Genomic DNA, 20,514 nt, shown 5'->3' with positions numbered 1-20,514 from the left:
GCAGTCAGGAATGCTCAGGTCGCCGCCAGGGCAGGAAAGACACAAGCGCCATGATCGAAACGCAGCAGGTCGAAACCGGCCCGGGCCTCGTCTTCGATGTTTCGGTCGCCGGCGATCCGGCGGCGCCGCTGGTGCTGCTGCTGCATGGCTTCGGCGTCTCCCGCCACCTCTACGACGCCCAGCTTCCGGCCCTGGCGGCGGCCGGCTTCCGCGCCGCGGCGCCCAACCAGCGCGGCTATTCCCCCGGCGCCCGGCCGGACCCGGCGGATTTCGCCCGCTACGACATCGAGTTGCTCATCGCCGATGCGCTCGACCTAGCCGAGGCGCTGGGCCGGCAGGACCGCTTCCACCTGGTCGGCCACGACTGGGGCGGCAGCCTCTCCTGGGAGATCGCGGCGCGCTACCCGGACCGCCTCGGCTCGCTGACCATGCTGTCCCGCCCGCATCCCGGCGCCTTCGCCCGGGCGCTCGCCGAGGACCCGGAGCAGCCGCACCGCTCCCGCCACCACAAGGCCTTCCTCGAGGCCGATGCGGTGCCGAAGCTGCTGGCCGAGGACGCCGCCTGGCTCCGCACCCGTCACGCGGCGCAGGGCATCCCGGCGGCGGCGACGGCGAAGCACCTCAGCGTCATCGGCAACCCGGAGGCCATGGCCGCGGCGCTCGCCTGGTACCGCGCCCGCGGCACCGTCCATCGCCCGATCCGCCCCATCGCCGTCCCGACGCTGTTCATCTGGGGCGATGCGGACGACACCGTGGGCCGCATGGCCGCCGAGGGCACCGGCGGTTTCATCGAGGCGCCCTATCAATTCGAGATCCTGCCCGGCGTCGGCCACTACGCCCCGGACCAGCAGCCGGAGGTGGTCAACCGGCTCCTCCTGGCCCATCTGTCCCGCAACCCGCTGTAATTGACCTGGTCGTCCATCCGCAGGATTTTGCGCCATGCCCGATATCCAGACCCCGCTCCTAGACCGCCTCGCCGCGATCCTCGGCCCGCGTGGCATCCTGACCGACCCGGCCGACCTGGCGCCGCACCTCTCCGACTGGCGGATGCTCTATACCGGCCGCACCCCCTGCGTGCTGCGCCCCGCCTCCACCGCCGAACTGGCCGAGGTGGTGAAGCTCTGCGCCGCCGCCGGCACCCCGCTGGTCCCCCAGGGCGGCAATACCTCCATGGTCGGCGGCGGCATTCCGGATGAGAGCGGCCGGCAGATGGTCGTCTCGCTCGCCCGGATGAACCGGGTGCGCGACATCGACCCGCTGGACATGACCATGACTGCCGAGGCCGGCGTCATCGTCAAGGCGGCGCAGGACGTGGCGGCCAATGCCGGCTGCCTGTTCCCGCTGAGCTTCGGCGGGGAGGGGACCGCGACCATCGGCGGCGTGCTGAGCACCAATGCCGGCGGCAATACCACCGTCCGCTACGGCAATGCCCGCGAACTCATGCTCGGCCTGGAGGTCGTGCTGCCGGACGGGCAGATCTGGAACGGCCTGCGCCGGCTGCGCAAGGACAATACCGGCTATGCCCTGCGCCACCTCTTCGTCGGCGCCGAGGGCACCCTCGGCTTCATCACCGCCGCCGTCCTCCGGCTGTTTGCCCGCCCCCGCGAATCCGAGGTTGCGCTCTGTGCGGTGCGCGACGAGGAGGCGGCCCTGGCGCTGTTCCGCCGCTTCCGCGACCGGGACGAGACCGCCGTCCGCGCCTTCGAATACATGTCCGGCACCGGCGTCGGCTTCTATGCTCGCTTCATCGAGGGTGGCAGCGTCCCGCTGGCCGAGCCGGGAGACCATGTCGTGCTGGTCGACCTCGCCTCCTCCCGGCCGGATGCCGGCCTGCGCGCCCTGATGGAGGCGGTGCTGGAGGAGGCGCTGGAGACCGGAGAGGTGCTGGATGCCGCGATCGGCGAAAGCGAGGCCCAGCGCGCCACCATCTGGCGCATCCGGGAGGAGCACCCGGAAGCCCAGAAGCGCGAAGGCGCCTCGGTCAAGAACGACGTCTCCGTCCCGGTCAGCAAGACGCCCGAGCTGATCCGCCGCGCCTCCGAGGCCTGCCGCCAGCTCATCCCCGGCATCCGCCCGGTGCCCTTCGGCCATATGGGCGACGGCAATATCCACATGAACCTGCAGCAGCCGCTGGGCATGGACCCCGCCGCCTTCCTCGCCCGCAGCCACGACATCATGGATACGGTGAACGCGGTCGTCCGCGACCTCGGCGGCAGCTTCAGCGCCGAACACGGCATCGGCCGGCTGAAGACCGACATGATGGAGGATTGGCGCGGCGGGGCCGAGCTGGACGTCATGCAGCGGATCAAGGCGGCGATCGACCCGCGCGGCCTCATGAACCCGGGCAAGGTCCTGCCCTAGCAGGCCTGGTCGGCCAGGGGACGCGACGGGGGGCGCGCCACGGGGGCCGCCATGGCAGCCCTGCATCAGCCCGCAACCCTTTCGCCGACGGACCGCCGCCCCGGCCCGCCGGCGCTTGGACCCGGGGCCGCCAGCGGCTAGGGTGCCGGCCGCAGCAGCATGACCCTGGAATGACCCGCCTAGACCGTTACATCTTCCGGCAACTGACCGTCGCGCTGCTGGCCGTCACCATCGGGTTGGCGGCGCTCGTCTGGCTGACCCAGTCGCTGCGCTTCATCGAGCTGGTGCTGGACCGCGGCCTGTCCTTCACCGTCTTCATCGAGCTGACCGGCCTGCTGCTGCCCAGCTTCTTCGCCGTCATCCTGCCGATCACCACCTTCGTGGTCTGCCTCTTCGTCTATGTGCGGCTGGATTCGGACCGGGAATTGGTGGTGATGCGCGCCGCCGGCCTGTCCCAGTGGCGGCTGGCGCGGCCGGCGCTGGCGCTGGCCGGCATCGTGGTGGTGCTCTGCTATGCCCTCAACCTCTGGCTGGTCCCGGCCAGCCAGGCCGCCTTCCGCGCCTGGCAGTTCGAGATCCGCAACCAGCTCGCCGCCGTGCTGCTGCAGGAAGGCGTCTTCAGCTCCGTAGGCGATGACCTGACGGTCTATGCCCGCTACCGCGACCGCGACGGCACCCTCCGCGGCATCCTGGTGCATGACGCGCGGGAGGCCGGCGCCCCCGTCACCATCCTGGCCGAGGCCGGCCGCATCGCCCCCGGCCCCAACGGCCCCCGCGTGACGCTCGAGAACGGCCAGCGCCAGCAGGTCGAACGGGTGCCGCCGCCGCCCGGCTCGCCACCCGGCACCCCGGCCGGCAGCCGGCTCACCGTGCTCTCCTTCAGCGAGAACAGCGTCGACCTCGCCCGTGCCTCCCGCACCGAGGAGAACCGCTACCGCAACGCGCAGGAACGCACCCTGGACGAGCTCTTCCACCCCGACCCGGCGGAGCGGATCCCCGACCGTGACCTCAAGCGCTTCCTGGCGGAGGCGCATCAGCGCCTGGCCGGTCCGCTGAATGCCCTGACCTTCGGGCTGGTGGCGCTGGCGACGGCGCTCACCGGTCAGTTCCGCCGCCATGGCGGCGGCCTGCGGCTCTTCACCGGCATCGCCGTGGTGGTGACGCTGCTGGCGGTCGGGCTCACCATCGGCAATCTCGCGGCCCGGCAGACGCGGATGATCCCGCTGATCTGGGTGAACGCGGTGCTGCCCGGCATCCTGGCCATCTGGGTCATCGCCGGCATGCCCGGCTGGGTCTTCGGCCGCCGGCCGCGGCAGCCGGCCTCCCCCTCGGACCCGGCGGCCAGCACCCCATGATCCTCGCCGCCACCTTGGCGCGCTACGTCGCCCGGCGTTTCCTCGGAGCCACGCTTGCCATGCTGACGGGGCTGACCCTGCTCGTCAGCCTGTTCGACTTCATCGAGCTGCTGCGGCGCGCGGCGACCCGGCCGGATGCCGGCTTCGCCCTGGTGGCGCAGATCGCCGGGCTGCGGCTGCCCTTCGTCGCCCTGCAGATCCTGCCCTTCGCCATCCTGCTCGGCGGGTTGCTGGCCTTCTGGCGGCTGACCCGCTCCTCCGAGCTGGTGGTCGCCCGCGCCGCCGGCATCTCCGCCTGGGGCTTCCTTTCCGGCCCGGTGGTGGTGGCGCTGCTCTTCGGCGGGCTCGGCACCGCCGCCATCTCGCCGCTCTCCTCCGCCATGCTCGCCCGCGCCGAACGGCTGGACTATGCCTATCTCCGGGCCAGCGCCGGCCTCACGGCGCTGGCCGGCGGCCGGCTCTGGCTGCGCCAGGCCGATCGGGGGCTGGAGGACCAGGGCGTCGCCATCCTCTCGGGCCGGCCGGTCTCCGAGCGGGGCCTGTCCCGCGGCGTCGGCTTCAGCATGACCGACGTGACCCTCTGGCGCCTGTCGGATGCCGACCGGCCGCTGGCCCGGATCGAATCGCCGGATGCGCGGCTGCTGCCCGGCCGCTGGGTGCTCGCCGATGCCGTCACCTTCAACGCCGACCGCAGCGCCGGGCCGAAGCAGACCCTGACCTTCCCGACCGACCTGACCCCCGACCGGATCGAGGACAGCTTCGCCTCCCCCGATACCCTCTCGGTCTGGGCGCTGCCCGGCTTCATCGACGTGCTGGAGGCCGCCGGCTTCTCCGCCGTGCGGCACCGGCTGCATTTCCAGAGTTTGCTGTCCCTGCCGGTGCTGGCCGCCGCCATGGCGCTTTTGGCCGCGGCCTTTTCCATGCGATCCTCCCGCCGCGGCGGTGTCGCGCAGATGATCGGGGCTGGCGTCGCGGCCGGCTTCGCGCTCTTCGTGCTCGACAAGGTCGCCAATGAATTCGGGGAAGCCGGCACCCTGCCGGTCTATCTTGCCGCCTGGGCGCCGACCATTGCCGGTCTCATGCTGGCCCTCGCCCTGCTGCTGCATCTGGAGGATGGATGACCGACCGGACCCAGCGGCCCCAAGGACACTCCGGGATGACTGCGAGACCCGCCCGCCCGGCCCGTCGCTGGCGGCTGCCCGCCACCATGGCCGGGGCCACGCTGGTCCTGCTCCTGGCCTCCGCGGCCCAGCCCCGCGCCCAGGGCGAACAGCCCACGGTGACGCCGCTGGAGCCGACGCCGATGCGCTCGCTCGCCGCGCCGGACCGGCCGGCCGGCCCGGCCAGCAGCTTCGGCGGCCTGGCCGGGGGGGGCAGCACCCCGATCGACCGCAATGCCCCCGTCACCTTCACCGCCGAGGAGGTGGAATACGACCGCGAGCGCGGCCTGGTCGTCGCCCGCGGCCGGGTCGAGGCCTGGCAGGGCGAGCGGCTGCTGCGCGCCGATGAATTCACCTATGACCGCAATACCGGCGTCGCCACCGCCCGCGGCAATGTCCAATTGCTGGAACCCGACGGCACGGTGATGTTCGCCGAGCAGGCCGAGCTGAAGGACCGCTTCCGCGACGGCGTGCTGGAGGGGGTTCGCGGCCTGCTCGCCGCCAATGGGCGGATGGCCGCCAATGGCGCCCGCCGCACCGGCGGCACGGTGAACGAGCTTTCCCGCGTCGTCTATTCCTCCTGCGACCTCTGCCCGGAGGATCCCAACCGCCCGCCGCTCTGGCAGGTGGAGGCCCGCCGCGCGACGCAGGACAAGGACAGCCAGCGCATCACCTACCGGGATGCGACGGTGCGCCTCGGCGGCTGGCCGGTGCTCTACACGCCCTATCTCTCGCATCCGGATCCCGCGGCGCCACGCGCCTCCGGCTTCCTCTTCCCGACCGCCGGCTATACCCGCTTCCTCGGCGCCTTCCTCGAGACGCCCTATTTCTGGGCGATCGACGACAGTTCCGACCTCACCATCGTGCCCATCGTCTCGTCCCGGCAATATCCCAACCTCGGGCTCGAATACCGCAAGCTCTTCAACTTCGGCGAGATCCTGGGCACCGCCTCGGTCGGCGGCTTCAACGGCACCGATACCGGCGGGCGGCGCGACCTCGCCGGCCATATCTTCCTCAAGGGCCGCTTCACCCTCGACGAGCATTGGCGCGCCGGCTTCGACCTGAACCGCGCCAGCAGCGAGCTCTACCTGCGGACCTTCCGCTACGAATACCGCCGGGTGCTGACCAGCCAGGCCTATCTCGAAGGCTTCTGGGACACCACCACCTATGCCCGGATCGATGGCCGGGCCTACCAGGGGCTCCGCAGCCTCGATGACACGCGGCAGATTCCCTATGTGCTGCCCAATGCCTATGTGGAGCATGCGCCGCGCGGGAAATACCTCGGCGGCTTCCTGACCATGGATGCCGGGCTGCTCGGCATCTCCCGCGACATCGGCAGCTCGACCCAGCGGCTGGCCACCCGCGCCAGCTGGCAGCGGCCGGAGACGGATCGCCTCGGCGGGCTCTGGACCTTCAAGCTGCAGGGCGATGCCCTGGGCTACCGGTCGCAGGGCCTGCAGGAACCGCCGACCTTCCTGCCGGATGCCAATGGCAGCCAGGCGATCGGCAATATCCGCGCCGCGGTGGATTGGCGGATGCCCTTCGTCCGCTCCGCCGGCAGCTGGGGCAGCCAGACGATCGAGCCGCGCGTCCAGCTCGTCACCGGCCCGCGCGTCGGCCCGCAGTCGCATGTCCCCAACGAGGACAGCATCGATTTCGAATTCACCGATGCCAACCTCTTCTCGCTGAACCGCTACACCGGGCGGGACCGCCAGGAAGGCGGGACCCGGGTGGATACCGCGCTGCGCGGCGCCTGGGACTTCCCCAACGGCGGGCAGGTGGAAGGGCTGATCGGCCGGTCCTTCCGGCTGGATGACCAGATCAGCAGCCCCTATCTCGGCTCCGGCCTCGAACGCCGCGCCTCGGACTATGTCGCGCGGGTGCGCCTGTCGCCCACCTCCTGGTTCAACACCACCGGCCGCATCCGGCTGGATGGCGAGAACATCACCGAACGCCGGATGGTCGATACCACCGCCAACCTCAGCCTCGGCAAGGTGACGCTGACGGCGGGCTATCTCTTCTCCCCGCCGCTGCCCTATCTGACGCCGCTGCGGTCACGGGACGAGGTGGGCGCCGGCTTCTCCGCGAAGATCGGCGAATACTGGCGTGCCTCCCTGCACGGGAAATACGACCTCAGCCTGGGCCGTGCCGTGCTGCTGCAGGGCTCGGCCGGCTACGAGGACGAGTGCTTTATCTTCGAAGGCCGCTTCGTCAAGCGCTTCGCCCAGGACCCGGCGACGAACAGCCTTTATGCGGCGAATACGGTCGTGCTGTTCCGCGTCGGCTTCAAGACGCTGGGCGAGTACTTCTTCCGGGCGATCTGACGGCAAGGGCGGCCGTTCAGGCCGCCCGCAGCCCCTGCAGCAATTCCTGCAGCTCCCCGCGCAGGGCATGGCCCTGCTGGGTCACCTGCCCGGTGGTCTCGCGCATCGCCTGCAGGGCGGCGGTGGTGGCTTCCATCCCGCTGCTGACATGGGTGATGTTGACCGAAACCGCCTCCGTGCCGCGCGCCGCCTCGGCCACGTTGCGGGCGATCTCCTGCGTGGCGGCGCCCTGTTCCTCGACCGCCGCGGCGATGGCGGCGGCGATCTGATCCACCTGGCCCACCACCCCGGCGATGCCGCGGATGGACTGCACGGCCTGCTCCGTCGCGCCCTGGATGGCGCCGATCTGCGCGCCGATCTCCTCCGTCGCCCGGGCGGTCTGCCCGGCCAGCGCCTTCACCTCGCTCGCCACCACCGCGAAGCCCTTGCCGGCCTCCCCGGCCCGGGCCGCCTCGATCGTCGCATTCAGGGCCAGCAGATTGGTCTGGCCGGCAATATCGCCGATCAGCCGCACCACGTCGCCGATCCGGCTGGCCGCCTCGTTCAGGCTGGCGACCGTCGCATCCGCGGCGCCGGCTTCCTGCACCGCCTGCCGCGCCACGCCGGAGGCCTGGGCCACCTGCCGGGTGATCTCGCCGACCGAGGCGGCGAGCTGATCCGCCGCCGCCGCCACGGTCTGCACGTTGTCGGTCGCCTGGCCGGCGGCCCCGGCGACCGAGGCGGCGCGCTGCGTGGTATCCGCCGCGGTGCCGGCGAGGGCCCCGATATTGGCCTCCAGGGTTCGCGCCGAGCCGGACAAGGTTTCCACCACGGCGCCGAGCTGGGCCTCCACCCGCCCCGCCAGGGCCAGCCGGCTCTGGCTCCGCTCGGCCGCCGCCACCTCCCGTTGCGCCGCCGCCGCCGCTTCCAGGCTGCGGGCCAGCAGGGCCGCGCCCCGCAGCGCTTCGAGCCCGCGGGCGATGGCGCCCACCTCGTCGCGGCGGCCGAGCTCCGGGCTGGCCTCGTCGATCCGCCCGGCGGCCATGGCATCGGCGGTCGCGCTCAATCGCCGCAAGGGCCCGGTGACGCCACACAGCACGATGAACAGGGCCAGCCCGACCGAAACCAGGATGCCGCCCGTGGCGACCAGCGTCAGCCAGAGCCGGGCATCGGTCGCCGCTTGGTCGGATTCCATCTTCTGGGTCGCCATCGCCGCGGTGATCCGGTCCTCCACCCCGCGCAGCTTCAGCCGCATCTGCTGCACCAGCGGCGCCGCGGCGGTCGCGGTCGCACCTGCCGCATCCAGCAGGCCGGCGCGCGACTGTGCCAGCACCTCGGCATAGCGTGGCCTGTACAGGGCCAGCAGCGACTGCACGGTGACGACATCGGCCCGGTTGGCCGGGGTGATGAGCAGGGTTTCGAAGCTCTGCAACCGCCGTTCCAGCATCGCCAGCTCTTCCACCGCCGAATCCTCCCACCGCTGCCGCTGCTCCGGCGTCAGCTCCATCGGCAGGAATTCCACGCCCCGGGCGAAGGCGAGCAGGTTCGAGGTGGCGCGCCCCACGGCATTCAGCCGGCTGCCGCGCTGCTCGATCAGCAGCAGGCGGTCATGTTCGGCGGCCAACTGCCGGTCGGCCATGAAGCCCAGCGCGACGGCGACACCGGCCAGCAGCGCGACCACCGCCAGCAGCCGTGGCGCGAGGCCACGCCAGCCAGGGCCAACCCCAGGGCCGGCCTTGTCGGATGCGGCCAGCAGAGACGATTTGGGCATGCGCAGGTCCAGTTCAGCGACGGAGAGGCGCTCGAAATCAGTCATCGGGGTTAAGGAACCGCTAAACGGCCGTTCCGCGGCGCGGCGTCCTGGCTACACTGGACGGGCACAACCGGCCGGAAAGGCCGGATACGGGAGAACGCCCAGCCATGACCCATCGCTTCGGCCGCCGCGCCGCACTCAGCGCCGCGCTCGCCCTGCCGCTGCCCGCCATCGCCCAAGCCGGCTTCCCCAACCGGCCCATCCGCATGCTGGTGCCCTGGCTGCCCGGCGGCTCCTCCGATACCCATCTCCGCGTCCTCAGCGAGATCGCCGGGCGCAAGCTCGGCCAGCCCGTGGTGATCGAGAACAAGCCCGGCGCCTCCGGCACCCTCGGCGCCCTGGCCATGTCCCAGGAAGCCAAGGCGGATGGCCATATGCTGGGCCAGCTGCCGATCACCGTCTTCCGCCTGCCGGCGATGACGCGCCGCCCGACCTTCGATCCGATGACGGATTTCAGCTACGTGCTGCACCTCACCGGCTATGTCTTCGGCGTGGTGGTGCGGGCCGACCAGCCCTGGCAGACATGGGCGGAATTCATCGCCTTCGCCAAGGCCAATCCCGGCAAGGTCACCTACGGCACCCCCGGCGTCGGCAGCACCCTGCACATCACCATGGAACGCATCGGCGAGATGCTGGGCATCGAATGGCTGCATGTCCCCTTCCGCGGCGGCGCCGACAACATCCAGGCGGTGCTCTCGGGCCAGACCATGGTGAATACCGACAGCACCGGCTGGGCGCCGCTGGTCGAGGACGGCAAGCTCCGCCTGCTGGTGGTCTGGACCGCCGAGCGCGCCAAGCGCTTCCCCGACGTGCCGACGCTCCGCGAAGTCGGCATCGACATCGTCGCCGACAGCCCCTTCGGCCTCGGCGGCCCGCGGAACATGGATCCCGGCATCAAGCGGGTGCTGCACGACGCCTTCAAGGAGGCGCTGTTCGACCCGCAGCATGTCGCCACGCTGGACCGCTTCGACATGCCGCTGCGCTACATGGACAGCGACGCCTATGCCGCCTTCGCCCGCAAGCTTTTCGATGAGGAGGGCGCCATCATCCGCAAGATCGGCCTGAAGATGGATTAGGCCGTGATCGCCCGCGGTGGGATCACCGACAGGCGTCGCTCACGCGCCACACCATCGGGCCACAGCATCGGGCCACAGCATGGGCCGTGCCTTGTCAGCACGGACCATGCTCCAGGCCTCAGGCCAGAATGAAGTCCGCCGCGACGAGATGGTGGCAGCCGGCGAGCTCGATCTCGCCCGTCGGCCCGTTGGGCAGCGTCGGCTCCACGCCGTCGGGCGGCTGTCCCAGGGGGGCGGCGAATTGCACCACCGTATGGCCGTCCTCGACGAAGCTGCGCACCTGCAGCGCGAAGCTCGCGGTGAAGTCGCCGCCGCCGAGGAAGACCGCAGGCGGCGGCCCGCCGGGGCCGGCGAAGAAATTCAGGTAGCCAGTCAGGTCGATCCGGTCCTGGCCGTGGTGGAAATCGAGCACGAGGTCCCGCAGCCCGGCACCGACGCCGTCGTCCACCGTCGGTGCCGGCGAACCGCGGCCGAAGACGAAGACATCCGCGCCGCTGCCGCCGACCAGCGTGTCCACGCCCGCCCCGCCCGATAGCCGGTCGTCGCCGGCCCCGCCGAACAGGTGGTCCGCGCCGCCGCTGCCGAGGATCAGATCCGCTCCGGCGCCGCCGTACAGCCAGTCCGCGCCATCGACCCTGCCGATCGCCTGCCCGCCGCTCGGGCTGCCGCCGAAGACGCCGAAGCCGTTGATGGTGTCGTTGCCGGCACCGCCGAAAACCGTATCCGCCCCGTAGCCGGCATAGACCAGGTCATCCCCGGCCCCGGCGAGGATCAGGTTGTTGCCGAGCCCCTCGCCACTGCCGTAGGGCGGCGGGAAGGGGCCGCCGAAGCTGCCGCCGCCCAGGAAATTATCGCCGAAGATCGTGTCGTTGCCGCTGCCCGCCAGGATCAGGTCACCGGCCTCGCGGCCCTCGATCCGGTCGTCGCCGCCCCGGGCCAGGATCAGGTCGGGCTCCGCCGTTCCCACCAGGCTGTCGCTGCCCGGCGTACCGATGCGTGTCGCCATCGCCTTGTTTCCTTCCCTTACCGTTCGTGCGGTTCTTTTTCCCGGGCAGGGCAAGGCTAGTCCCGGCGGCGGATCGCTGGCGAAGGATGCCGGCTCACACCTGCGCGATGCCGCGCGCGGCGTGCGGTTGGACAGCGGGCCGCCGAGCGGCTATGGCGCCGCCGGAAACGCAGCCACGCCAAGGGAGAAACGCCGAATGACCATCCGCCACGGCCGGCGCGCCATGCTCGCGCTCGGCGCCGGGGCGCTTGCCGCGCCCGCCATCGCCCAGCCCGCCTGGCCCGCCCGTCCCATCCGCATGTACGTCCCCTGGGCACCCGGCGGCACCACTGACGTGCAGATGCGCGCCCTCTGCGAGGCCGCCTCCCGCCGCATCGGCCAGACCGTGGTGCCGGAGAACAAGTCGGGCGCCGGCGGCATCCTCGGCGCCCAGGCCATGCTCACCGACCGGCCGGACGGCTATACGCTGGGCCAGATGCCGGTTAGCGTCTTCCGCACACCGCTCATGTCCTCCCGCCCGATGTTCGATCCGGTGGCGGACTTCACCTATATCGTCCATCTCACCGGCTATCTTTTCGGCGTCGTGGTCCGCGCCGATGCGCCCTGGAATACCTTCGCCGAATTCCTCGACCATGCCCGCCGCAACCCCGGCAAGGTTAACTACGGCACCCCCGGCGTCGGCACCTCGCTCCACATCACCATGGAGCGCATCGCCGCCGAGAAGGGCCTCGACTGGACCCATATCCCCTTCCGCGGCGTGGCCGAGAACATGGCCGCCCTGCTCGGCGGCCAGATCGACGCGACGGCCGACAGCAGCGGCTGGTCGCAGCTCGTGCAGGACGGCAAGCTGAAGCTCCTCGTCACCTGGGGCGAGACCCGCGCCAAGCGCTTCCCCGAGATCCCCACCCTGCGGGAGGTCGGCATCGATATCGTCAGCGCCTCCCCCTACGGCATCGCCGGCCCGAAGGGCATGGATGCGGGGCTGGTCCGCGCCATCCACGATGGCTTCAAGGCGGCGCTGGAGGACCCCGCGCATCTCGCGGTGCTCGAGCGCTTCGACATGCCGGTGATGTACAAGAACACCGCCGACTACCAGGCCTTCGTCCGCCAGCAGATCGAGGAGGACCGGGTCATGATCCAGAAGCTCGGCCTGCGTATCAACTGACCCGGGGAGCGTGACAGGGGGTGGCGGACCGGCGCGGTTCCGTCGCATGCTTCCACGAGACCGGCCGTGCAAGCCGGCGATCCAGTGGAGGATGCCATGCCCCAGCCGGGACTTTCCCGCCGCGCGATGCTCGGCGCCTTGGCCACGTTGCAAGGCGCCGGCCTTGCCACGCCGGCGCTGGCCCAGTCGCGCTCGGCGGAGGCGCGCTACCCCGACCGCCCGATCCGCATCTACGTGCCCTGGACCCCCGGCGGAGCGACCGACATCCAGATGCGCTCGGTCTGCGACATCGCTCAGCGCCATCTCGGCCAGCCCATCGTGGTGGAGAACCGGCCCGGCGCCAGCGGCACCCTCGGCGCCGTGACGGTGCGGGAGGCGAAGCCGGACGGCTATAGCCTCTCGCAGATGGCCCAGGGCGTCTTCCGCCTGCCGGCGATGCAGGCGAAGCCGGCCTGGGACCCGGTGCGGGACTTCACCTGGATCGTCCGCCTGGTCGGCTACATGGGCGGCGTCGTGGTCCGCCCCGATGCGCCCTGGCGCACGATGGCGGAGCTGGTGGACTTCGCCCGCGCCAATCCGGGCAAGGTCAACTACGGCACCCCCGGCGCCAATACGACTGACGTGCAGATGCAGCGCCTGGCCAGGGTCACCGGGGTGGACTGGGTCCCGGTTTCCTTCCGCGGCGCCGCGCCCAACCTGCAGGCGCTGCTGGCCGGCGACATCCACTTCTCCGCCGAGACCAGCGCCTGGGCCGAGATGGCGCTGGAAGGCCGGGTCCGCCCGCTCGCCGTCTGGACCAGCGACCGGGCCAAGCGCTTCCCCGAGGTCCCCACCTTCCGCGACCTCGGCTGGGACGTGCTGGGCGAAAGCGCCTATGGCATCGCCGGTCCGCGCGGCATGGAGCCGGAGGTGGTGGAGATCCTCCACCAGGCCTTCCGCCGCGCCGTCCACGACCCGGCCCATCTCGCCGTCCTCGCCCGCTTCGACATGCCGGTGCGCTACATGCCGCCCGAGGATTTCGCCAACGACGCCGTGGTCCAGGCGGAGGAAGCGCGACGGGTGGTGCAGGAGCTGGGGCTGCGCATCGGGTGACGCCGCTTCTCCACCTGCGCTGCGGGGACGACCTGCGCGGCCGCCTGCAACAAGCCGGCATCACCGGCGAATACCAGGCCTTCGCCGATCCGGTCTGCATGGGCCCGGCGCCCGGCGAGACCCGGGACGAAGGCGAGCTGATGGCTTGGCTGGGGCTGCGCGCCCGCTACGTCGCCCTGCATACCGGGCAGGATGCCGCCGCGGTGCGGCTGCGGCTCGGCCGGGAATATGCCGCGCTTTTCGCCCTGCACCGGCGGGAAGCCGTCTGGCTCTGGTTCGAGCACGACCTCTGGGACCAGGCGGCGCTCATCCGCATCCTCTCGCTGCTGGCGGAGAAGCGGCTGCTGCGCGGCAAGCTGCTGCTGGTGCCGGCCGATGGCCATCGCTGCTTCCCCGAGCTCAGCGATGCCGAGCTGGCCATGCTGAAGCCCGCCCCGCTCTCCGACCTGCAGCTGGAACAGGCGGCCGAGGCCTGGGCCGCCTTCGCCGCGCCCGATCCCGGCGCGCTGGATGCCCTCAGCCGGCGCGAATTGGCCCTGCCGCACCTGGCCGCGGCGATGCGCCGGCACCTGCGGGACCTGCCATGGACCACGGATGGCCTGGGCGAGACCGAGCGCGCCGTGCTGCGGGCCATCGCCGCGGGTGCCGCGGATGAGGCGGCGGTCTTCCAGGCGGTCGGCCGCGCCGACCCCATCTTCCACCTGACCGACCTCATCGTGCGGGAGATAATCGGCCGGCTGCGGCAAGGCCCGAAGCGGCTGGTGACGCAGGCCGCGCCCCTGCGGCCGACCCCGCGGGGCGTCGCCGTCCTGGCCGGGCAGGACCGCCACCGGCCGGCGCCGCGGGCCCATGCCGGCATCGCCGTCCTGCCCGACCCGCCCTGGCTCTGGGATCCGGATCAGGCCGGCACCGTCGCCGGCAAGCCGCGGAATTGAGAACGGGGAGGGACCTGCGTCCCTCCCCGTCATCGTGCCAAGCCGTTGGGCTTTAGCTACGCGGCGCGCCGGTCTCGACGCTGGCGAGGCCATTGGCATGCTGCACCGGCTCATAGGCCACATAGGCATCGGCGCCGCCGCCGACGAGCCGGCCGACCTGGCCCGGGAAGGCATTCACCCGGCCATACTGGTAGGTGCGGTCGCGGTCGCCGCCGCTGAGGCGGACCTGGGCGCTGCCGACGACATTGTCCGGCAGGCCGGTGCCGTTGCCATAGACGACTTCCGGGCCGCCATTGCCATTGCCACCGACCAGTCGCGGGCCTTCCTGGGCCACGGCGGCACCGGCGGCGCCGACAGCGATGACGGAAGCAAGCAGAAGATTGCGGAACATTTTAACTCTCGATCCTTTGTCTCGGATGGCGCTGGCCCGGGATACGGGGGGCCATCCTTCACAGTCGAAGATGGGACGCATGGCTCGGCTCCGCCAATGCGTTTGACGCATGATGAGTATTTGCGCCGTGGATGGTAACCTTCAGCCGCCGAGGCTTGCGCTGCCGCCCTGCGCCAGTCCGGCGGGAGCCCCGCCGGGCAGGTAGACCAGCCGCGCCTCATCGCCGCCGCCGACCAGCACCGCCACGCGGCCCGGCTGCGCCCGGAGGCCGGCATAGCCATAGCTGCGGTCCGCACCGCCGCCGCTCAGCGTCACATCGCCGCCGCCCACCAGCGAACCGCCCGGTGCAAACCCGTATTCGACATGGGAATCCTCGCCGCCGCCCACAAGCTGCGGGGCGGCCTGGGCGGTGCCGAGGCCGAGGGCGACGGTGGAAGCAAGCAGGATGCTGCGGATCATGACGGGTCTCCTTCAGGTCCGGGATGGTCGTGCCATCCCCTTGACCCGGAAGATGCGCCGCCGCGGCGCCCGCGCCCAATCCTCGTTACGGATCCTGCCTATTCATATGACAAATGAGTGAGCAGATGCAGCATAATGTTCGCATGCCGGCGCAACCGCCGGATGGCTGTCCTCCCGGCCCCGCCGCATCCTCCGCCCAGCCCGAGGAGCCGCCATGACCGCCTTCCGCTGCATCCCCATCGAGACCGCGACCGCCGAGCGCTTCCGCCGCACCGGCCGCGACGACCGCGGCCTGCCGCTGCACCACCGGATCGTGGATGGCCCCGGCTACCCCTGCCGCCACTGCCTGCAGCTGGGCGAGCCGGGCGAGGCGATGCTGCTCGGCAGCTACGACCTGCCGCATCCGCAGGGCGTCTACTGGACCCCGAGCCCGATCTTCCTGCATGCCCGGGATTGCGCGCCCTTCGACGCGGCAAACGAGATCGCCCCGACCGTGCTGGCCAATGGCATCGTCTCGGTCCGCGCCTACGACGCGGCGGAGCTATGCCTCTACGACCTCGGCGCCATCGGCGAGGGCAGCGCCGTGGCGCCGCTGCTGGACCGCGCCCTGGCCGATCCGCGGACGCGCTTCGTCAACATCCATACCGCCCGGCCCGGCTGCCTGCTCTGCCGGGTGGAGCGGCTGGCGGCCTAGGCGGCCTCCAGCTTCTCCGTCAGCTCCAGCCACTCGGTCTCGAGCCCCGGCAGGATCTTGCCGATCACCGCCCGGCGCGTCGTCGCCCGGTTCACCAGGTCCGACTTGTTGCCGGCATAGAGCCGCGGATCGGCCAGCGCCTTGTCGAGGACATTGGCCTCGTCCTGCAGCTTGGCGATCTGCGCCTCGAGCTGCTTCAGCCGCTCCTTCAGCGGCGCCAGCGCCCGGCGTGCCTCCGCCTGGCCCTTCTTGTCGACCGCCCGGTCGCCGCCGCCGCGCGCCGCCGTCCCCGGCTCGGCACGGGAGGCGCGGCGGCCGCCGCCGCCCAGCATGGCGCGGTAGTCGTCGAGGTCGCCGTCGAAATTGGCGACCACGCCATTGCCGACCAGCCAGAGCCGGTCCGCCACCAGCTCCACCAGATGCGGGTCGTGGCTGATGAGGATGACGGCGCCGTTGTACTCGGCCAGCGCCTTCACCAGCCCGTCGCGCGCATCGATATCCAGATGGTTGGTCGGCTCATCGAGGATCAGCAGCTGCGGCGCATCCCGCGTGCAGAGCGCCAGCAGCAGCCGCGCCTTCTCCCCGCCCGAGCAGGCCGAGATCCGCGTCGTCGCCCGCTCCACGTCGAGGCCGAAGCGGGCGAGCTGGGACCGGCATTGCTGCACGGTCGCCCGCGGCATCACCGCCTGCATGTGGGACAGCGGCGTGCCGTCCATGTCCAGCTCGTCGGTCTGGTGCTGGGCGAAGTAGCCGACCTTCAGCTTGGGCGAGCGGAACATCGTGCCATGCATCAGCGGCAGCCGCCCGGCGAAGAGCTTGGCCAGCGTGGACTTGCCGTTGCCGTTGGCGCCGAGCAGGGCGATCCGGTCATCCTGGTCCAGCCGCAGGTCCAGGCCCTTGAGGACCACCCGCTTATCGTAGCCGATGCTGCCCTGGCTGATCGACAGCACCGGCGGGGCCAGCTCGGCCGGCTCGGGGAAGGCGAAGCGGGTGACGTGGTCCTCGACGATGCTCTCGATCGCCGGCATCCGCTCCAGCGCCTTGATGCGGGACTGCGCCTGGCGAGCCTTGCTGGCCTTGGCCTTGAAGCGGTCCACGAAGGACTGGATATGCGCCCGCTCGGCGGTCAGCTTCTCGTTCTGCGCCGCCTGCTGCGCCTGGCGCTCGGTCCGGACCCGGACGAAATTGTCGAAGGCGCCGGGGTAGAGCGTCAGCTTGGCCCGATCCAGATGCGCGATCGCATCGACGCAGCGCTCCAGCAGCCCACGGTCGTGGCTGACCACGATGGCGGCGCCGGAGAAGCGCTGCAGCCAGCCCTCCAGCCACATGGTGGCCTCAAGGTCGAGGTGGTTGGTCGGCTCGTCCAGCAGCAGGATCTCGGGCTCGAGGAAGAGCACCCGCGCCAGGGCCACCCGCATCCGCCAGCCGCCGGAGAATTCCGTGCTCGGCCGCGCCTGGGCGGCGGCATCGAAGCCGAGGCCGGCGAGGATGGTCGCGGCGCGCGACGGCGCGCTGTCGGCGCTGATGGCGATCAGCCGCTCATGAATCTCGGCCATCCGGTGCGGCTCGGGGTGGCCCTCGGCCTCGGCCAGCAGGCTGGCCCGCTCCTCGTCCGCAGCCAGCACCGTCGCCAGCAGACTCTCCGGCCCACCGGGCGCCTCCTGCGCCACATGGCCCATGCGGGCCCGGGCGGCGAGGCGGATCTCGCCCCCATCCGGCTGGATCTCGCCGGTGATGCATTTCAGCAGGGTGGACTTGCCGGCGCCGTTGCGCCCGACCAGACCGACCTTGCGGCCGGGGTCGACGATCAGGTCGGCGTTTTCCAGCAGCAGCCGGCCGGCGATGCGAAGCGTGAGGTCGCGGATGGCAAGAACGGTCATGCGGAGGCTTCTAACGCCGCCGCCGCGCCCCGTCACGCATCGCCGGCAGCACGGCTGCCCCGCGCGGGGCTAGGCCGGCTTGGTCGGCAGCGCTTCCGGGTCCGCCGGCTCCTGGGACGCATCCGGTCGCGGCCGCTGTTCCGGCCCGGCGGTGCCTTCGCTCCATTCGTCGGTGATCAGCCCCTGCTGGCTGCTGACCTGGTCGACATCGGCCTGGCTCGGCGGGCGCGGGATATAGCCGGCCTTGGTCTGGCCCCCGGCGGCATCACCCTGGGGCTTCTCGTCATTGGCCATGGCGGCATTCCTCCTGTGTGTCGGAGGCCCAACGCAGCCCGGCGCCCCGGGTTGGGCTTGCATCGCGCCCTTGGCCCGCCTATCCCGCCGCCACCGTCACAAAGGAACGCCGCCCATGGCCATCGAGCGCACCCTCTCCATCCTCAAGCCCGACGCGACCCGCCGCAACCTGACCGGCAAGATCAACGCCAAGTTCGAGGCCGCCGGCCTGCGCATCGTCGCGCAGAAGCGCCTTCACCTCAGCGAGGCCCAGGCCGGCGCCTTCTATGCCGAGCACAAGGCCCGCCCCTTTTACAAGGATCTGGTCGGCTTCATGACCAGCGGCCCGGTCGTGGTGCAGGTGCTGGAAGGCGAGAACGCCATCGCCAAGAACCGCGAGATCATGGGCGCCACCAACCCGGCCAATGCCGCGGAAGGCACCATCCGCAAGGAATTCGCCGAGAGCATCGAGGCGAACAGCGTGCACGGCTCGGACGGAACCGAGGCCGCCGCCCGCGAGATCAGCTTCTACTTCGCCGGCACCGAGATCGTCGGCTGAGGCGTCATGGGCCGGCCGCAAGGCCGGCCCATCGGTTTCAGGCCCCGTCTTCAGGCCACGAAGACCAGCAGCGCCAGCAGGATCAGCACGGTCACGCCGATGCCCCAGGTGGCGAATTGGACGAAGCCTTCCCAGCCCCGCTGCCGGTCGGCCAGGATCTCCTGGGTATCGGTCGCCGCGAATTCGTAATGCGTGTCTTCGGCCACGGGGCTGGTCCTCATCGGGTCTCGGGTTGGGTTTAGAAAGCGCCAGCCGGCTTCGCAAGGGGGCTGCAATCCGGGTTCCGTAGCACCGCACCGGCCGGCGGCAGCGCCACCGCCCCGCCCGCCGCCTGGCGCAGCGCCGCCGGGTACAGCAGGTGCTCCTGCGCCAGCACCCGCGCCGCCAGGGCCGGCTCGTCATCCTCCGGCAGCACCGGCACCGCGGCTTGGGCGAGGATCGGACCCTCGTCCATCCCCTCCGTCACCCAATGCACCGTGCAGCCATGCAGCTTCACCCCCGCCGCCAGGGCGCGGGCATGGGTGTCGAGGCCCGGGAAGGCCGGCAGCAGGCTCGGGTGGATATTCAGCATCCGCCCCGCCCAGAGCCCGACGAAATACGGCGTCAGCAGCCGCATGTAGCCGGCGAGGCAGACCAGCCGCACCCCATGCTGCTCCAGCACCGCCTGCACCGCCGCCTCATGCGCCGCCCGGTCGCGGCCGAAGTCGCGGCTCGGCACCACCGCGGTCGGCACCCCGGCGGCGGCGGCCAGCGCCAGCCCGCCGGCATCCGCCCGGTTGGCCAGCACCAGCGCAATCTCGGCCGGGAAGTCGGCCGCCCGCGCCGCCTCCAGCAGCGCCACCATGTTGGAGCCGCGGCCGGAGATCAGGATGGCCGTCTTCACCCGCATCAGCGCGGCCAGCTGGCCGGCAGGTTGTCGATGCGGACCTGCGCCTCGCCGCTGCCGGCCTCGAGCTGGCCCAGGCGGGATACCGTCTCGCCGGCGCCCTCCAGCAGCGCGGTCGCCGCGGCCACCGCTTCGGCTGCGACCACCACCACCATGCCGATCCCGCAGTTGAAGACCCGCAGCATCTCCTCCGGCGCCACGTTGCCGGTCCGGGCGAGCCAGCCGAAGACCGGCGGCACGGCCCAGGCCCCCGCATCGACCACCGCCGCCACCCCTTCGGGCAGCACCCGCGGCAGGTTGCCCGGCAGGCCGCCGCCTGTGATATGCGCCGCCGCCTTGAGCAGCCCCGCCTTGTGCAGCGCCAGCACCGATTTGACATAGATCCGGGTGGGCGCCATCAGCGCCTCGCCCAAGGTCTGGCCCGCCGCGAAGGGCGCCGGGCTGCCCAGCCCGGCATTGCCCGCCTCGACGATCCGCCGCACCAGGGAGAAGCCGTTGGAATGCACCCCGGTGCTGCCCAGGCCGAGCAAGACGTCCCCCGGCCCGACATCCGGCTTCGGCAGCAACCCGTCCCGCTCCGCCGCGCCGACCGAGAAGCCGGCGAGGTCGTAGTCCTCGGCCGCGTACATCCCCGGCATCTCCGCCGTCTCGCCGCCCACCAGGGCGCAGCCGGCCTGGCGGCAGCCCTCGGCGATGCCGGCGATGACCGCCTTGGCCACCTCCAGCCGCAGGCGGCCGGTGGCGAAGTAGTCCAGGAAGAACAGCGGCTCGGCGCCCTGCACCACCAGGTCGTTGACGCACATGGCCACCAGGTCGATGCCCACGGTGTCGTGCAGCCCGGCATCCAGCGCGACCCGCAGCTTGGTGCCGACGCCATCGGTGGAGCTGACCAGCACCGGGTCGGTGAAACCCGCCGCCTTCAGGTCGAACAGCGCGCCGAAGCCGCCGAGGCCGCCCATGACGCCGCGGCGCCCGGTGGATTTCGCCAGCGGCTTGATCGCCTCGACCAATGCATCGCCGGCGTCGATATCCACCCCGGCGTCACGATAGGTCAGGCTCTTATGGGTGGAACTGGTCAGGTCAGCCTCCGATCGGCTAAGGGGAGT

At 71.4% G+C, this 20,514-nt stretch carries 20 protein-coding genes; 11 read left to right on the top strand and 9 right to left on the bottom strand.

Annotation, left to right across the window (positions count from 1 at the left end):
* Positions 1-50: 50 nt before the first annotated feature.
* The 5 genes from AC0IW9_RS02530 to AC0IW9_RS02510 all read left to right on the top strand — a co-directional run bounded on the left by AC0IW9_RS02530 (position 51) and on the right by AC0IW9_RS02510 (position 7,200).
* A complete protein-coding gene (locus AC0IW9_RS02530) occupies positions 51-905 on the top strand; it encodes an alpha/beta fold hydrolase (RefSeq protein ID WP_471646631.1) in 855 nt (284 codons plus the stop codon).
* 34 nt (positions 906-939) lie between these two features.
* A complete protein-coding gene (locus tag AC0IW9_RS02525; RefSeq protein ID WP_471646630.1) occupies positions 940-2,361 on the top strand; it encodes an FAD-binding oxidoreductase in 1,422 nt (473 codons plus the stop codon).
* Positions 2,362-2,531: 170 nt separating this feature from the next.
* Positions 2,532-3,716, top strand: coding sequence for an LPS export ABC transporter permease LptF (gene lptF / locus AC0IW9_RS02520; protein ID WP_471646629.1), 1,185 nt, complete (start codon positions 2,532-2,534; stop codon positions 3,714-3,716).
* Entirely contained in the window at positions 3,713-4,837 is a 1,125-nt protein-coding gene (lptG, locus tag AC0IW9_RS02515; protein ID WP_471646628.1) for an LPS export ABC transporter permease LptG, read from the top strand. The genes lptF and lptG overlap by 4 nt, the downstream gene beginning before the upstream one ends.
* 35 nt (positions 4,838-4,872) lie before the next feature.
* Positions 4,873-7,200: an LPS-assembly protein LptD gene (locus AC0IW9_RS02510; protein ID WP_471646627.1), complete on the top strand. Its 2,328-nt coding sequence runs from the start codon at positions 4,873-4,875 to the stop codon at positions 7,198-7,200.
* Positions 7,201-7,216: 16 nt separating this feature from the next.
* Here AC0IW9_RS02510 and AC0IW9_RS02505 read toward each other — a convergent pair whose 3' ends face one another.
* Positions 7,217-8,950, bottom strand: a complete 1,734-nt coding sequence (locus AC0IW9_RS02505) for a methyl-accepting chemotaxis protein (RefSeq protein WP_471646626.1) — start codon at positions 8,948-8,950, stop codon at positions 7,217-7,219.
* Between the two features lie 149 nt (positions 8,951-9,099).
* On the opposite strand from AC0IW9_RS02505, the gene AC0IW9_RS02500 reads away from it, so the two are divergent.
* Positions 9,100-10,068, top strand: a complete 969-nt coding sequence (locus tag AC0IW9_RS02500; RefSeq protein ID WP_471646625.1) for a tripartite tricarboxylate transporter substrate binding protein — start codon at positions 9,100-9,102, stop codon at positions 10,066-10,068.
* 118 nt (positions 10,069-10,186) lie between these two features.
* Here AC0IW9_RS02500 and AC0IW9_RS02495 read toward each other — a convergent pair whose 3' ends face one another.
* Positions 10,187-11,074, bottom strand: a complete 888-nt coding sequence (locus AC0IW9_RS02495) for a calcium-binding protein (protein WP_471646624.1) — start codon at positions 11,072-11,074, stop codon at positions 10,187-10,189.
* Between the two features lie 196 nt (positions 11,075-11,270).
* On the opposite strand from AC0IW9_RS02495, the gene AC0IW9_RS02490 reads away from it, so the two are divergent.
* The 3 genes from AC0IW9_RS02490 to AC0IW9_RS02480 all read left to right on the top strand — a co-directional run bounded on the left by AC0IW9_RS02490 (position 11,271) and on the right by AC0IW9_RS02480 (position 14,266).
* Positions 11,271-12,239: a tripartite tricarboxylate transporter substrate binding protein gene (locus AC0IW9_RS02490; RefSeq protein ID WP_471646623.1), complete on the top strand. Its 969-nt coding sequence runs from the start codon at positions 11,271-11,273 to the stop codon at positions 12,237-12,239.
* Positions 12,240-12,335: 96 nt separating this feature from the next.
* Positions 12,336-13,331: a Bug family tripartite tricarboxylate transporter substrate binding protein gene (locus AC0IW9_RS02485; RefSeq protein ID WP_471646622.1), complete on the top strand. Its 996-nt coding sequence runs from the start codon at positions 12,336-12,338 to the stop codon at positions 13,329-13,331.
* The gene (locus AC0IW9_RS02480; RefSeq protein WP_471646621.1) at positions 13,328-14,266 is read left to right on the top strand and encodes a hypothetical protein; all 939 of its coding nucleotides are present in this window, start codon (positions 13,328-13,330) and stop codon (positions 14,264-14,266) included. Before AC0IW9_RS02485 ends, AC0IW9_RS02480 begins: the two co-directional genes overlap by 4 nt.
* Positions 14,267-14,318: 52 nt before the next feature.
* On the opposite strand, the gene AC0IW9_RS02475 is transcribed toward AC0IW9_RS02480, so the two are convergent.
* Both AC0IW9_RS02475 and AC0IW9_RS02470 read right to left on the bottom strand, forming a co-directional pair.
* Positions 14,319-14,657 carry a hypothetical protein gene (locus tag AC0IW9_RS02475; protein ID WP_471646620.1) on the bottom strand — a complete coding sequence of 113 codons (339 nt, stop codon included), beginning with the start codon at positions 14,655-14,657 and terminating at the stop codon, positions 14,319-14,321.
* A gap of 141 nt (positions 14,658-14,798) precedes the next feature.
* A complete protein-coding gene (locus tag AC0IW9_RS02470; protein ID WP_471646619.1) occupies positions 14,799-15,116 on the bottom strand; it encodes a hypothetical protein in 318 nt (105 codons plus the stop codon).
* A gap of 214 nt (positions 15,117-15,330) precedes the next feature.
* Here AC0IW9_RS02470 and AC0IW9_RS02465 point away from each other — a divergent pair, with 214 nt between their 5' ends.
* Positions 15,331-15,810: a DUF1203 domain-containing protein gene (locus tag AC0IW9_RS02465; protein WP_471646618.1), complete on the top strand. Its 480-nt coding sequence runs from the start codon at positions 15,331-15,333 to the stop codon at positions 15,808-15,810.
* On the opposite strand, the gene AC0IW9_RS02460 is transcribed toward AC0IW9_RS02465, so the two are convergent.
* Positions 15,807-17,690, bottom strand: coding sequence for an ABC-F family ATP-binding cassette domain-containing protein (locus AC0IW9_RS02460; protein WP_471646617.1), 1,884 nt, complete (start codon positions 17,688-17,690; stop codon positions 15,807-15,809). The genes AC0IW9_RS02465 and AC0IW9_RS02460 overlap by 4 nt on opposite strands.
* 69 nt (positions 17,691-17,759) lie before the next feature.
* Complete coding sequence (locus AC0IW9_RS02455) at positions 17,760-17,984, bottom strand: hypothetical protein (RefSeq protein ID WP_471646616.1); 225 nt, start codon at positions 17,982-17,984, stop codon at positions 17,760-17,762.
* Between the two features lie 115 nt (positions 17,985-18,099).
* Between AC0IW9_RS02455 and ndk the strand changes: the two genes are divergently transcribed.
* Entirely contained in the window at positions 18,100-18,522 is a 423-nt protein-coding gene (ndk, locus tag AC0IW9_RS02450) for a nucleoside-diphosphate kinase (protein WP_471646615.1), read from the top strand.
* A gap of 50 nt (positions 18,523-18,572) precedes the next feature.
* On the opposite strand, the gene AC0IW9_RS02445 is transcribed toward ndk, so the two are convergent.
* The 3 genes from AC0IW9_RS02445 to purM are packed head-to-tail and all read right to left on the bottom strand — an operon-like array spanning position 18,573 to position 20,487.
* Positions 18,573-18,728 carry a preprotein translocase subunit SecE gene (locus tag AC0IW9_RS02445; RefSeq protein ID WP_471646614.1) on the bottom strand — a complete coding sequence of 52 codons (156 nt, stop codon included), beginning with the start codon at positions 18,726-18,728 and terminating at the stop codon, positions 18,573-18,575.
* A 32-nt stretch (positions 18,729-18,760) separates the two neighbouring features.
* On the bottom strand, positions 18,761-19,411 hold the full coding sequence (gene purN, locus AC0IW9_RS02440) for a phosphoribosylglycinamide formyltransferase (protein ID WP_471646613.1): 651 nt from the start codon (positions 19,409-19,411) through the stop codon (positions 18,761-18,763).
* Positions 19,411-20,487 (bottom strand): phosphoribosylformylglycinamidine cyclo-ligase, encoded by a 1,077-nt coding sequence (gene purM, locus AC0IW9_RS02435; RefSeq protein WP_471646727.1) that lies wholly within the window; start codon positions 20,485-20,487, stop codon positions 19,411-19,413. The genes purN and purM overlap by 1 nt, the downstream gene beginning before the upstream one ends.
* Between the last annotated feature and the right edge of the window lie 27 nt (positions 20,488-20,514).

It is taken from the genome of Belnapia sp. AC561, assembly GCF_979252845.1.
This window is presented reverse-complemented; position numbering and strand designations above follow the sequence as displayed.

Bases quoted from the DNA above. Each gene is read 5' to 3' on its own strand.
- AC0IW9_RS02530 (WP_471646631.1), top strand. From the start codon at position 51: ATGATCGAAACGCAGCAGGTCGAAACCGGCCCGGGCCTCGTCTTCGAT.
- AC0IW9_RS02525 (WP_471646630.1), top strand. From the start codon at position 940: ATGCCCGATATCCAGACCCCGCTCCTAGACCGCCTCGCCGCGATCCTC.
- lptF (WP_471646629.1), top strand. From the start codon at position 2,532: ATGACCCGCCTAGACCGTTACATCTTCCGGCAACTGACCGTCGCGCTG.
- lptG (WP_471646628.1), top strand. From the start codon at position 3,713: ATGATCCTCGCCGCCACCTTGGCGCGCTACGTCGCCCGGCGTTTCCTC.
- AC0IW9_RS02510 (WP_471646627.1), top strand. From the start codon at position 4,873: ATGACTGCGAGACCCGCCCGCCCGGCCCGTCGCTGGCGGCTGCCCGCC.
- AC0IW9_RS02505 (WP_471646626.1), bottom strand. From the start codon at position 8,950: ATGCCCAAATCGTCTCTGCTGGCCGCATCCGACAAGGCCGGCCCTGGG.
- AC0IW9_RS02500 (WP_471646625.1), top strand. From the start codon at position 9,100: ATGACCCATCGCTTCGGCCGCCGCGCCGCACTCAGCGCCGCGCTCGCC.
- AC0IW9_RS02495 (WP_471646624.1), bottom strand. From the start codon at position 11,074: ATGGCGACACGCATCGGTACGCCGGGCAGCGACAGCCTGGTGGGAACG.
- AC0IW9_RS02490 (WP_471646623.1), top strand. From the start codon at position 11,271: ATGACCATCCGCCACGGCCGGCGCGCCATGCTCGCGCTCGGCGCCGGG.
- AC0IW9_RS02485 (WP_471646622.1), top strand. From the start codon at position 12,336: ATGCCCCAGCCGGGACTTTCCCGCCGCGCGATGCTCGGCGCCTTGGCC.
- AC0IW9_RS02475 (WP_471646620.1), bottom strand. From the start codon at position 14,657: ATGTTCCGCAATCTTCTGCTTGCTTCCGTCATCGCTGTCGGCGCCGCC.
- AC0IW9_RS02470 (WP_471646619.1), bottom strand. From the start codon at position 15,116: ATGATCCGCAGCATCCTGCTTGCTTCCACCGTCGCCCTCGGCCTCGGC.
- AC0IW9_RS02465 (WP_471646618.1), top strand. From the start codon at position 15,331: ATGACCGCCTTCCGCTGCATCCCCATCGAGACCGCGACCGCCGAGCGC.
- AC0IW9_RS02460 (WP_471646617.1), bottom strand. From the start codon at position 17,690: ATGACCGTTCTTGCCATCCGCGACCTCACGCTTCGCATCGCCGGCCGG.
- AC0IW9_RS02455 (WP_471646616.1), bottom strand. From the start codon at position 17,984: ATGGCCAATGACGAGAAGCCCCAGGGTGATGCCGCCGGGGGCCAGACC.
- ndk (WP_471646615.1), top strand. From the start codon at position 18,100: ATGGCCATCGAGCGCACCCTCTCCATCCTCAAGCCCGACGCGACCCGC.
- purN (WP_471646613.1), bottom strand. From the start codon at position 19,411: ATGCGGGTGAAGACGGCCATCCTGATCTCCGGCCGCGGCTCCAACATG.